13 protein-coding genes are annotated in these 12079 nt (G+C 70.4%); 1 reads left to right on the top strand and 12 read right to left on the bottom strand.

Annotation, left to right across the window (positions count from 1 at the left end):
- Window positions 1-60: 60 nt before the first annotated feature.
- From tatC to ACZ5TL_RS13640, 10 genes are all read right to left on the bottom strand, one after another.
- On the bottom strand, window positions 61-1014 hold the full coding sequence (tatC, locus tag ACZ5TL_RS13685; protein WP_468589748.1) for a twin-arginine translocase subunit TatC: 954 nt from the start codon (window positions 1012-1014) through the stop codon (window positions 61-63).
- A 47-nt stretch (window positions 1015-1061) separates the two neighbouring features.
- Window positions 1062-1346 (bottom strand): Sec-independent protein translocase subunit TatA, encoded by a 285-nt coding sequence (tatA, locus tag ACZ5TL_RS13680; RefSeq protein ID WP_184981949.1) that lies wholly within the window; start codon window positions 1344-1346, stop codon window positions 1062-1064.
- A 258-nt stretch (window positions 1347-1604) separates the two neighbouring features.
- Window positions 1605-1799 (bottom strand): hypothetical protein, encoded by a 195-nt coding sequence (locus ACZ5TL_RS13675; protein ID WP_468589747.1) that lies wholly within the window; start codon window positions 1797-1799, stop codon window positions 1605-1607.
- Between the two features lie 44 nt (window positions 1800-1843).
- Window positions 1844-2137 carry a hypothetical protein gene (locus ACZ5TL_RS13670; RefSeq protein ID WP_468589746.1) on the bottom strand — a complete coding sequence of 98 codons (294 nt, stop codon included), beginning with the start codon at window positions 2135-2137 and terminating at the stop codon, window positions 1844-1846.
- Between the two features lie 100 nt (window positions 2138-2237).
- A complete protein-coding gene (locus ACZ5TL_RS13665) occupies window positions 2238-3317 on the bottom strand; it encodes a helix-turn-helix transcriptional regulator (RefSeq protein WP_468589744.1) in 1080 nt (359 codons plus the stop codon).
- A 17-nt stretch (window positions 3318-3334) separates the two neighbouring features.
- Window positions 3335-4312, bottom strand: coding sequence for a helix-turn-helix transcriptional regulator (locus tag ACZ5TL_RS13660; protein WP_468589743.1), 978 nt, complete (start codon window positions 4310-4312; stop codon window positions 3335-3337).
- A 129-nt stretch (window positions 4313-4441) separates the two neighbouring features.
- Window positions 4442-4813 carry an FKBP-type peptidyl-prolyl cis-trans isomerase gene (locus ACZ5TL_RS13655; protein ID WP_467435485.1) on the bottom strand — a complete coding sequence of 124 codons (372 nt, stop codon included), beginning with the start codon at window positions 4811-4813 and terminating at the stop codon, window positions 4442-4444.
- 61 nt (window positions 4814-4874) lie between these two features.
- Window positions 4875-5876, bottom strand: a complete 1002-nt coding sequence (locus ACZ5TL_RS13650; protein WP_468589741.1) for an FKBP-type peptidyl-prolyl cis-trans isomerase — start codon at window positions 5874-5876, stop codon at window positions 4875-4877.
- Window positions 5877-6006: 130 nt separating this feature from the next.
- Window positions 6007-7368: a Pup--protein ligase gene (gene pafA, locus ACZ5TL_RS13645; RefSeq protein WP_468589740.1), complete on the bottom strand. Its 1362-nt coding sequence runs from the start codon at window positions 7366-7368 to the stop codon at window positions 6007-6009.
- 9 nt (window positions 7369-7377) lie between these two features.
- Window positions 7378-8637 carry an MFS transporter gene (locus ACZ5TL_RS13640; protein WP_468589739.1) on the bottom strand — a complete coding sequence of 420 codons (1260 nt, stop codon included), beginning with the start codon at window positions 8635-8637 and terminating at the stop codon, window positions 7378-7380.
- Window positions 8638-8724: 87 nt separating this feature from the next.
- On the opposite strand from ACZ5TL_RS13640, the gene ACZ5TL_RS13635 reads away from it, so the two are divergent.
- Window positions 8725-9735 (top strand): LacI family DNA-binding transcriptional regulator, encoded by a 1011-nt coding sequence (locus tag ACZ5TL_RS13635; RefSeq protein ID WP_468589737.1) that lies wholly within the window; start codon window positions 8725-8727, stop codon window positions 9733-9735.
- A 421-nt stretch (window positions 9736-10156) separates the two neighbouring features.
- Here ACZ5TL_RS13635 and prcA read toward each other — a convergent pair whose 3' ends face one another.
- Complete coding sequence (gene prcA, locus ACZ5TL_RS13630; protein WP_468589736.1) at window positions 10157-10897, bottom strand: proteasome subunit alpha; 741 nt, start codon at window positions 10895-10897, stop codon at window positions 10157-10159.
- A gap of 69 nt (window positions 10898-10966) precedes the next feature.
- A complete protein-coding gene (gene prcB, locus ACZ5TL_RS13625; RefSeq protein WP_468589735.1) occupies window positions 10967-11812 on the bottom strand; it encodes a proteasome subunit beta in 846 nt (281 codons plus the stop codon).
- Window positions 11813-12079: the final 267 nt, after the last annotated feature.

Here is a 12079-nt window from a genome sequence, read left to right as displayed (position 1 = left end):
TTGTCGCTTCGTCTTGATCAGAATGTTCGGGGTTGATCAGGACGTTCCGGGCTTCCGCGGCTACGTGACGTCGTCGTAGCCGTTCACACGATCCCGGGTCGTGTCCGCCTGCTTCGGCAGGGCAGGGGCAGTCGTCACGGCTTCGACCTCGCCGATGTCCTCCGGGGCGAGATCAAGCTCGGAGGCCTCGTCGTCAGCCGGTCCTGCCGCGTCGCGACGGGCCCGTCGCCTGTCGTTCGCGAGGGCGATCGCGCTCGCTGCGAAGTACAGCACCCAGATGGGGCCCGCCAGGGCAAGCATGGAGATCGGGTCGGTGCTGGGAGTGGCGATCGCGGCGAACAGGGTGATGCCCATGATCATGCCCCGCCACCAGCCGGCGATCTTCTTGCCGGAGAGGACGCCGCCGAAGTTCAGCATGACCAGCAGCAACGGCAGCTCGAAGGAGAGCCCGAAGACGATGATCATCCGCATGACGAGCTGGAGGAGATCATCAAGGGGAAGCTGGTTGTCGCTGCCGATGATCGCGAACTCGAGCATCACGGAGGCCATCTTGGGCAGCGACCAGTAGGCGAAGTACGCCCCCGTAAGGAACAGCGGGAATCCCGCGGCCACGAAGGCCAGCGAGTACTTCTTCTCGTGCCGGTGCAGGCCCGGCGCCACGAAGGCCCACAACTGGTACAGCCACACCGGGGCCGCGAGGGCCACACCGGAGGACAGCGAGACCGTGAGAGCGAGGGTGAACGGGCTCAGCAGACCGTTCTGGACGATCCGCGCGCACTGGGTTTCCTCAGTGCCCTTCGCGAGTTCGGCGAAGCTGTACTGGCATCCCACCGCATCAAGGATGGGATTCGTGAAGAACTCGATGATGTCCTTGTAGAAGAAGGCAGCGACGATCGTGGTGACAACGATCGCCAGCAGGCTCTTCACGAGCCGGTTGCGGAGTTCGCGAAGGTGCTCCGCGAGGGGCATCCGCCCCTCGGGATCCGTCTCCTTCTTGCGGGCAGACTTCAGCAACCCACGTTCCCATCTCGTGCGGCGGGCCGGAGGTCACCGGCCCTGCGTCAGCGCTTGGTCGTGTCCGTCGGCTCGTTGACCGGGCGCGAGCTGGTCACGTCGCCGGGGGCGGCCTGGATGGTGCGCTGCGAGGGCTGCTCGTCGTCGTTGGGCGGGCCGGCCGGGGTCGTGGAGGACTTGTTCTCGTCCTTCATCGCCTTGGCCTCGCTCTTGAGGATGCGGGCCGACTTGCCGAGCGACCGAGCCATGTCCGGAAGCTTCTTCGCGCCGAACAGCAGGATGATGACGACGAGGATGAGAATGATCTCGGGGGCGCCGAGCCTTCCGAACATAAGTCTTTACCTTCTCACCGAGGCGGCTGTGGTGGGGTGCTGTCCGACCGGTCGGACACCTGTCCGAACGATCGTCCTGACAGCGATCGTAACGCTCAGGGGTAAACGTGAGGCAATCCCTCTGCATCCCCTGTGCGTACTCCCTCCGCGGCCAGTGCCTCGTTAACCGGGCCGCGACCAGCAGCGTACCTGTCCGAACCCTTGAGGTGACAGGGCGAAGTGCCCCAAAGCGCGACTCACAGCCGCCCGCCGGGCAGCTCACAGGGCGTCCACGGACCGGGCCGCGCTCTCCGCCGCCCGCTCCAGGTCCTCGGCGGCCCGGTTGATCCGGCGCGCCGAGTCCGTGACCTGCCTGCCCAGGCGCTGTGCCTCCACGAAAACCCGCGCGGAGAGCACCGCCAGCACGGCAAGACCCACGAACCCCAGAGCAACAGCGAACATCGGCCAGAACATGACGCGAGCCTAGACCTTCCCGACGGGCCGGATGCCCCGGCCCACTAGACGGTGGAGTGCAGCCGCAGGGTGCGCACACCGCCGCCGGTGAGCAGCTCCACGATCCGCTTCCCCGCGGGCTTGCGGACCGAGGCGCCGCACTCCGGGCAGGTGAAGGAGTAGAACGTGGTGCGGCTCGTGGCGCCGATGGCGAGGCGCAGGGCGCCCGCGGTGAGCTCGAAACGCTCCCGGCAGTCCGGGCAGCCCGCCCGGAACACCACCGGAGTCACGCTTCTCATCCCGGCGAACGCGGACTCCACCGTCACGCCCACCGCGCCGGACGTCACCGACTCGCTCATTGCCCTGGCTCCTCATTCTCGGGTCGTTCGCCTCCGGGGCGCCTCGGCCGGTGTCGCGGAACGGCCGTAGCGGGCCGTCGACGCCGGTGGCATCCGCGGCTCACGCGCGACTGCCGGCCGGCCCGTCCGCGACCACGTGCACCGCGGGCGGCCCGCCTCCCTCGGCGGCCTCCGCCCCGCCGGCCGCCGCGACCGTCTCGATCCCGTCGTACGCCGCCAGCGCCTCGCGGGCAGCCTGCCGGGCACTGTCGGCGAGCTCCGGCGGGGAGACGATCCGGCCGTCCCGGCCGAGCCGCAGCGCCAGGCGCCGGAGCGACGCCGGGTCGGGGGTCCGCAGAGTGATACGCAGCCCGCCGTCCACCAGCTCATCCGCACTGTCGTGCGGGTAGTACTCGGCGACCCAGCGGCCGCCGGGCCCGACCTCGACCACGACCTCCGGGTCCTCGGCCGCGGGCTGTACCAGCGCCTCCGACAGGTCCCGCAGCTCGATCTCGGGCGGCGCCGACGGCTCGTCGAGGATCTTGATCTCGGCGACCCGGTCGAGGCGGAAGGTGCGGCGCGCCTCGGAGCGGCGGCACCACGCCTCCACGTACGTGTGCCCGACACTGACCAGGCGGATGGGGTCGATCTCCCGCTCGGTGACCTCGTCGCGCGCGGGCGAGTAGTAGCGGATCCACAGCCGGCGGCGCTCGGCGATCGCCCGGTCGACGTCCGCGAAGACGCCGCCCTCGGACTCGAAGGTCACCGACAGCCGTGAGCTGGAGACGGCGGCCTCTCCGGCCGCGGTCTCCACCTTGGCCGTCGCCCGCAGCAGCGCCTGCCGGTCGCTCTCGCGCAGTCCGGGCAGCGTGGCCACGGCCCGGGCGGCGACGAGCAGGGCGGTGGCCTCGTCGGCGGCGAGTCTGAGCGGCTCCGCCGCTTCCGCCGCGAGGGCGGCCGGGTTGTGCCACCAGATGCGCTCGCCGTCGGTGTCGATGTCGAGGAGGTCGCCGCCACGGAAGCTGGTGCCGCACATGGGCAGCACGTCGAGGTCGGAGACCAGCTCGTCCTCGGTGATGCCGAAGGCGCGTGCGACGTCCTCGACCCGGGCCCCGGGGCGCTCCCTCAAGTACGTCACGAGGGAGAGCATCCGCCGGGTCTGGTCGATGGCGTTCACGGGCCTGACCGGTTTGCCTGCCACTGTTGCTCCGCTCCCCCTCAGCCCTTGGCCACGGCCCGCAGCCGGTCCACCACGTCGGCCCGCAGCTCGGCGGGTTCCAGGACGACCACGTCCGGCCCGAACTCCACCAGCCAGGCGTCCAGCCCGTGGCCGTACGGAATCTCCAACTCGTCCCAGCCGTCGCCGAGTTCCCGAACCGAGGTGGCCTTCGCACGAAGGGGGTACCCCGCGCCCGAGCGCAGCCGGATCCGCGCCGAGCGGTCGGCGACCTCTCCGGCCCAGCTCGCGACGGTCTCGCGGACGGTGACGACGTCCGGCACGGGAGCGGTGTACCGGCCGCCGCGCGAGCGGACCTTGCCGGTGATCCGGGAGAGCCGGAAGACCCGCTCGGCGCCCCGGTCGCGGTCCCATCCCGCCAGGTACCAGTGCCCCCGCCAGCACTCCAGCGCCCACGGCTCCACATGCCGCTGCTCGGGGTGGGCGGCGGTCGCCTTGCGGTAGTCGAAGACGACGGGCCGACGGTCCCGGCAGGCCAGCATCAGCGGCTCGAACGCCGCCTCGTGCACGGGGATCCGCGGCTCCAGCGCGCTGTGCGCCCCGTACGGGTCGACGTCCTCGGGGAGTCCCGCGGCGCGCAGCTTCTGCAGGGCGCCGCTGGCCGCGCCGGCGAGCCGGGCCTGCTGCCAGACCTTGGCGGCCAGTCCCAGCGCGGCGGCCTCCTCGGCGTCCAGGGTGATGGGCGGCAGGCGGTTGCTGTCGCGGCGCGCCAGGTAGCCGATCTCGCCCTCGAGGCTCTCGACGGTCTCGATGACAAGTCCGAGTTCGCGCAGGTCGTCCTTGTCGCGCTCGAACATGCGGTTGAAGGAGTCATCGGAGCCGGCGGCGCCGTTGCCCGGCCCGAAGGCCTCGACGTAGGCCTCGATGGAGTCGCGCAGTTCGCGCTTGCTGAGCGGCCGCCGTGTCCCGAGCAGACACAGCGCCAGGTTCATCAGCCGCTCGGCCTTGGCAATGGCCATCGAAGCGCTTCGCCTCCCTATGGTGCTTACGAGCGATGACCGTACCGCCACACGGTGGCACGGCAAAAGCGGAGGGCCCATGCCCGGACAGGCATGGGCCCCACGTGATCGAGTCCGGTCGGACCCTGCTCAGACCCCGAGCAGGTCGACCACGAAGATCAGCGTCTCGCCGGGCTTGATCGCCGGGGTCGGGCTCTGGTTGCCGTAGGCGAGGTGGGCGGGGACGGTCAGCTGGCGGCGGCCGCCGACCTTCATGCCCTGCACGCCCTGGTCCCAGCCCTTGATGACCCGGCCGCCGCCCAGCGGGAAGCGGAAGGGGGTGCCGCGGTTCCAGCTGGCGTCGAACTCCTCGCCGGTGCTGAAGGAGACACCGACGTAGTGCACGGTGACGGTCTGGCCCGCCTGCGCGACCGGACCGTCGCCTTCCCAGATGTCCTTGATCTCGAGGTCCGCCGGGGGCTCGCCGCCCGGGAAGTCGATCTCGGGCTTGTCGATGCTCACGTCTCTAGCTCCTGCTTGTCTGCGGAAAGGCGAACACACACAGTCTTACATCCCCCACGCGTCACAGCTTCGCGAGGATGTCCACGGAAAAGACCAGCGTGGAGTCCTTCTTGATGCCACTGCCCTGCGGCGGGTTGTCCCCGTAGCCCAGCTCCGGCGGGACGACGATGAGGACCCGGCTGCCGACCTTCTTCCCGGTCAGGCCCTGCGCCCAGCCCTTGACGACCTGCTGGAGGGAGAACGACACCAGCTGCTTGTTGGCGTACGACGAGTCGAACTCCTTGCCGCCGTCCCACAGCACGCCCTTGTACTGCACCAGGACGCTGTTCTCGGCGGCGACCTCCTCGCCGTCGCCCTCCAGGACGTACTCGGCCACGAGCTTCTTCGGGGCGGCCGCCTTGGGCACCTCGATGGAGGGCGCCTTGCCGTCGGTGTTGGTGCCGACCTTGGGCAGGTCCGCGTCGTCCTGCGGGACCTCCTTGCCCTTGGCGGAGCTCTTGGCGTTGAACGTGTCCTGCACGTCGACGACGAAGACCAGGGTGTCGGTGCCCTCGATGCCCGCCTGCGGGTTGCCCTGCGTGCCGTATCCCCAGGTGGGCGGGACGGCCATCTCGATGCGGCTGCCGGCCTTCTTGCCGGCCAGTGCGTACCGCCAGCCGTCGATGATCTGGCCCTGGGTGAGCTGGATGGCCAGGCGGGCCTTGCGGTCGTAGGAGTTGTCGAAGACCTTGGCGGTGTTCCAGACCTGGCCCAGGTAGTTCGCGACGACGAAGTCGTTCTCCGCGATGGCCTTGCCGCTGCCCGCGACCAGGGTCTTCACCGCGAGCTGCTTCGACGGCTCTCCGGTGCCCTTGGCGATCGTCGGCTTCTCGTCGAACTTCGTGCCCGCGGTGACCGCCGGCAGCGGACCGTCGACGATCTTCGGCGGCGGGGCCGCGGACGGGGCCGACGCCGAGGGCGAGGGGCTGTCGCTGGCCTTGCTCGAGTCGGACTTGTCGTCACCGCACGCGGCGAGCGTGGCCAGTCCTGCGGGCACGGAGATAAGAAGTGAGCGTCGGCGCACTGTGGGGGCCTCGTAATCGGTTGATCTCGTTGATGGAGTGCGCGCAACTCTACGGCGTGAGCAGGGCGCCGTACTTGTAACGTACGGCGCCCGTGTGGCGTTCCGGCGATTTCCCCGCCGGCGCATTTCCTCACATTCCGGCGATCAGCTTCTCCACCCGGTCGTCCACCGAACGGAACGGGTCCTTGCACAACACGGTGCGCTGAGCCTGGTCGTTCAGCTTGAGGTGCACCCAGTCCACCGTGAAGTCACGGCGCTGTTCCTGGGCCCGGCGGATGAAGTCGCCGCGCAGGCGGGCCCGAGTGGTCTGCGGCGGAACGGACTTGCCCTCGAAGATCTTCAAGTCGTTGCAGATGCGCGCCGCCTGCCCCTTCTTCTCGAGCAGGTAGTACAGGCCACGACGGCGGTGGATGTCGTGGTAGGCGAGGTCTATCTGCGCGACCCTCGGGTGCGACATGGTCATGTTGTGCTTGGCCCGGTACCGCTCGAGGAGCTTGTACTTCATGACCCAGTCGATCTCGGTGCCGACGCGGTCGAGGTCCTCGGACTCGATCGCGTCCAGCGTGCGGCCCCACAGCTCCAGGACCTGCTCCACGGTGCCGGTGCGGATGCCGCGGCGCTCGCAGAAGTCCACGGCCTTCTCGTAGTACTCGCGCTGCACCTCCAGGGCGGAGGCCTCGCGCCCGCTGGCCAGGCGGACCTTGCGGCGGCCGGTGATGTCGTGGCTGACCTCGCGGATCGCCCGGATCGGGTTCTCCAGGGTGAGGTCACGCATCACCGTGCCCGCCTCGATCATGCGCAGCACCAGGTCGGTGGCGCCGACCTTGAGCAGCATGGTCGTCTCGGACATGTTGGAGTCGCCCACGATGACGTGCAGGCGGCGATAGCGCTCGGCGTCCGCGTGCGGCTCGTCGCGCGTGTTGATGATCGGCCGGGAACGGGTGGTCGCCGAGGAGACGCCCTCCCAGATGTGCTCGGCGCGCTGGCTGACGCAGTACACGGCGCCGCGTGGTGTCTGCAGCACCTTGCCGGCGCCGCACAGCAGCTGCCGGGTGACCAGGAACGGGATGAGAATGTCCGCGAGACGGGAGAACTCCCCGTGCCGGGCGACCAGATAGTTCTCGTGGCACCCGTAGGAGTTGCCCGCCGAGTCGGTGTTGTTCTTGAAGAGGTAGACGTCGCCCGCGATTCCCTCCTCGTGCAGGCGTCGTTCGGCGTCCACCAGGAGTCCTTCGAGAATGCGCTCGCCTGCTTTGTCGTGGGTGACCAGTTCGGTCACGTTGTCACATTCCGGTGTCGCGTATTCCGGATGTGAGCCCACGTCGAGATAGAGGCGGGCGCCGTTTCGCAGAAAGACATTGCTGCTGCGGCCCCATGACACGACACGGCGGAAGAGGTACCGCGCCACCTCGTCAGGAGACAGGCGGCGCTGTCCCCTGAACGTGCACGTGACACCGTACTCGTTCTCCAGCCCGAAAATGCGGCGGTCCATGAGGGAACATTACGCCCGATCCCCTGAACTGAAACGGGGTTCGACGGCACGGTTTGGATCATTTTCCGAACCGGCCGCAACAACCGCTCCCTGGCCGGGAGCTGCGACTACCCGTCCTGTGGCGGTCAAAACCAGCAGGGACACGCCACCTGCGACAGCCGGCACGGCGAAGCCCCACTGGGCGCCGCCCGTCTCTACGACGGGCCCCGCGACGGCCGTTCCGGCCGAGTGGCCCACGGTGAACGTGGTCACCAGCCAGGAGAACGCCTCGGTGGCCGTGCCGCGCGGGGCGTGCCGGTCGACCAGGACGAAGGCGCAGGCGATGGCGGGCGCGAGGAAGACCCCGGCGAGCGCGGCCAGGGCCACCATGGGCACCGCGTCCGGCATGAGCATGAGCGGCAGATAACACACCACCAGGAGCGCCACCAGCACGCGCAGTCGCCGCGCGGGCTCACCGGCCCACTGCCGGGCCCCGTAGACGGCGCCGCCGACCAGTGCCCCGAACCCCAGGGCCGCCATCAGCCAGCCGTACACGGCGTCGCCGCCGTGGCCGTCCGCGTAGGGCACCGAGGCGACCGTGATGGAGCCGAGCGCCATCCCGATGAACAGGAAGGCCGCCAGCAGCGCCAGCAGCCCCGCCGAGCGCAGCGCGCCGAGCCAGTGCGCCTCGCGCGGCGCCGACCGCCACGCGCGCGAGGGCGGCGACACGACCACGGACAGGGCCCCCAGCACCCCGATCACGTTCAGCACGAGCAGCGCGGCCTGGGCCGACCACAGGGACACGCACAGCGTCACCAGCAGCGGCCCGACGGTGAACATCACCTCCTGGGCCACGGCGTCCATGGCGTACGCCGTGTGCACCTGGTCCTCCCGCCGCAGCACGGAGGGCCACAGCGCCCGCAGCCCGCCCTCCAGCGGTGGCGTGAAGAGCCCGGCGGCCGCGACGGCGGCATAGGCGATCGGCAGCGTCCCGATACCGGAGAAGGCGAAGAGAGCCATGGCCAGCGCTGACAGAACGGCCGCCGGCAGTTGCACACGCGGCTGTCCGCGCAGATCCACGATCCTGCCCAGCACGGGCTGACCCACGGCGTTGGCGACGCCGTACACGCCCGCCAGCGCCCCCGCGAGGCTGTACGAGCCGCCTTCGGCCCGCACGAACAGCAGGATGGCGATGGCCCCCGTGGCATTGGGCAGCCGGCCCACGAGTGTGCCGACGAGCAGCCGGGCGGCGTGTCGCGCCCGAAGGATCTCCAGATATCCCGTGGCCATGTCCCCCCTTAGGTTTTACGTATAACGTCGGCTTCCATACGTACCATGGCCGCTGTTCACGAGTCCAGACGAAGGAGCGGCCCGACGGTGGCACGAGGCAGCACCCGCCCCACGAGCCGGGACGTCGCCCAGGCCGCGGGCGTCTCCCAGGCGGCGGTCTCCATGGTCCTCGGGGACAAGTGGCGCGGACGCGTCTCGGCGGCGACGGCGGAGCGGGTCCGGGAGGCCGCGCGCGACCTGGGCTACCGCCCGAACCTGGCCGCCCGCAACCTGCGCCTGGGCCGCACCCGCACGGTCCTCCTGGTGGTCCCCGCGCTGACCACGGAGTTCTTCGCCGGCGTCTACACCGGCGCCGCCCGCGTGGCCGCAGAGCACGGCTTCGGCGTGGTCCTCTACCCCTCCCCCGAGGGCATCGGCCCCGCCCGGGACCCCTTCGCCTCCGCCCAGGCCGCGCTCGACGGCGTCATCGCGTCCTCCATGGCCGCGGACGCGCTGACCGCCATCCGCGGCGAGGCACTGCCCCTGGTGATGCTGGACAGCGACCCCGGAGGAAGTCTGGGTGCGGCGACGGTGAACCTGGACATCGCCGACGGCGTCCGCCAGGTCGCGGAACACCTGCTGTCCCTCGGCCATCGCCGGTTCCTCCACCTCGCGGCGGACGTACCGTCCTGGACGTTCGAGGTACGGTCCCGTGAGCTGGCGGCGCGGCTGGCCGGGGTCCCCGGCACGTCGGCCCGCACGGCCCGGGCCCCCATCTCCATCGACGGCGCGCTGGCCGCGACAGAGGCCGCCCTCTCGAAGCCGGGCCCCCGCCCCACCGCCATCGTCTGCGACGACGACAAACTGGCCGCCGGCGCCTACAAGGCGGCGCGCCGCCTGGGCCTGCGCATCCCGGACGACCTTTCGGTCACCGGCCTGGACGACCTGGCCCTGGCCACGGCCATCGACCCGGAACTCACGACGGTCCGCCTGGACGCGGAGCTGTTCGGCGAGCGGGGCATGCGGGCCCTGCTCGCCGTTCTGGAGGGCCGTACGCCCGAGGACGGGGACATCCCGGTACAGCTGGTGGTACGGGGCTCCACGGCACCGCCTGGCTGATCGTGCCTTGCGTCGGCGCTGGAGCCTGGACGTGGCGCGGCCCGGCGCAGCGGGGTGCCGCTACGCCCAGCCTCCCCCGAACTCTCGGCGTCACGATTGCCCGCAGCTGAGCGGACACGCGCCGCACCCGGCGGACGACGCAGGGGGACGTCACCCACGGCCGGGCGGAGCCATGACGCCCGCACCCTGGTACGGCGAGAAGGGGCCGTGCCGGTGGTGCCGCCCGCAGCGGTTGGCGCGTCAACGAACAATCAGGCGGCGACCGACCCCATCGCGCCGTTCCGAGGACGGACACCGCCCAGCACGGCCCCGACCCACCACCCGCATCGCGCACCGGCCCAACCGCCAGAGGCACCCGCGCACGCGCACGACAACGCGCCCCGACCGCCATCCCGGCCGGGGCGCGCCGCACCACACTCGGCTACTCGGCGTCCTCCGACGCCGCGTCCGCACCATCCGCCCCGTCCGCGCCCATGAGCCGGGACAGCTGCCGCCCGCTGATCCGCCTGAACTTGCGCTTCTGCGGCCGCGTCCGGTCCAGCACCGCCACTTCCAGCCGCTCCCCGGGGATCTCCCGCTCGCTGCCGTTGGTGTCGCGGGACAGCGCCTGCACCGCCAGCTTCAGTGCCTCGGCCAGCGTCATACCGTCCTGGTGACGCTGGTCCAGATAGCTGCTGATCTGCTCCGCGTTGCCCCCCACCGCGACCGAGCCGTGCTCGTCCACGATGGAACCGTCGTGCGGCAACCGGTAGATCTGGTCGCCCTCGGGGGTCTCCCCGACCTCCGCGACGACCAGCTCCACCTCGTACGGCTTCTCCGCCGCGCTGGAGAAGATCGTGCCCAGCGTCTGCGCGTACACGTTCGCCAGGCCCCGGGCTGTCACATCGGCCCGGTCGTAGGTGTAACCGCGCAGGTCGGCGTAGCGCACACCGCCGATCCGCAGGTTCTCGTACTCGTTGTACTTGCCGGCGGCCGCGAAGCCGATCCGGTCGTAGATCTCGCTGAACTTGTGCAGCGCACGGGACGGGTTCTCACCGACGAACACGATGCCGTCGGCGTACTGCAGCACGACCAGGCTGCGACCGCGCGCGATGCCCTTGCGGGCGTACTCCGCCCGGTCGGCCATCGCCTGCTGGGGTGAGACATAGAACGGCGTCGACACCGGTTATCCGTCCCTCTCTTGAAGATTCCGTCGGTTCACTGGACCACCCTCATGAAGACAGCCCGCTGCTCACAGCAGCGCGGCCCGCGGACCGTCGGGCTGCTCCAGACGCCGTTCCAGGACCGAGCGCGCGATCTCGGACGACTCGGTCTCGGAGAGCCGGCGGAAGCCGTCCTCGGTGATCACGGTGACGATGGGATAGATCCGGCGGGCGACATCGGGACCGCCGGTCGCCGAGTCGTCGTCTGCCGCGTCGTAGAGGGCCTGGACCACGAGTGTCGTGGCCTCGGCCTCGCTCAGGTCGTCCCGGAAGAGCTTCTTCATGGCGCCGCGCGCGAAGATCGACCCGGAACCGGTGGCCGCGTAGCCCTGTTCCTCGGAGCGCCCGCCCGTGACGTCGTAGGAGAAGATCCGTCCCTTGTCCCGGTCCATGTCGTACCCGGCGAAGAGCGGGACGACGGCCAGCCCCTGCATGGCCATCGCCAGGTTCGAGCGGATCATCGTCGACAGCCGGTTCGCCTTGCCCTCCAGGGACAGCTGCGCGCCCTCGACCTTCTCGAAGTGCTCCAGCTCCAGCTGGAACAGCTTCACCATCTCCACGGCCAGGCCCGCCGTGCCGGCGATGCCCACCGCCGAGTACTCGTCGGCGGGGAAGACCTTCTCGATGTCCCGCTGCGCGATGACGTTGCCCATGGTGGCCCGCCGGTCACCCGCGAGGACGACACCGCCGGCGAACGTCGCGGCGACGATCGTCGTGCCGTGCGGCGCCTCGATGGCGCCCTGGACGGGCGGCAACTTCTTGTTGCCCGGCAGCAGTTCGGGCTGGTGATCGGACAGGAAGTCCATGAAGGAGGAGGACCCTGGCGTCAGGAAGGCAGCTGGTAGACGCCCGGTGCTACGAGTGTTGGCTTCCACGCGATTCCTTCCACGTATGCGACAGCCCGCCCTGTGACGTCGGGCCGATCCTTGGAACAACCCCGGTCCGGTTGCGACCGGGGGCACGGTATGCCTCGGACCCTACCCGTCCTTCGGCGGTGATCCACATGCCCGGCGGGACCAACTCCGCCGGAGCGACGCCGCCCTTGCCCGCCGCGCGCATGGGGCGGGCCGTGGGGCCCGGGCGGCTACCGACGCCCGGAGCGCCGCACGCGAGGGCATCACGTCATACACTGCCCCGCGCGC

Source organism: Streptomyces sp. NPDC033136 (assembly GCF_055578235.1).
The sequence above is the reverse complement of the archived record's forward strand: the minus strand, read 5'-3'. Positions and strand labels throughout refer to the sequence as shown.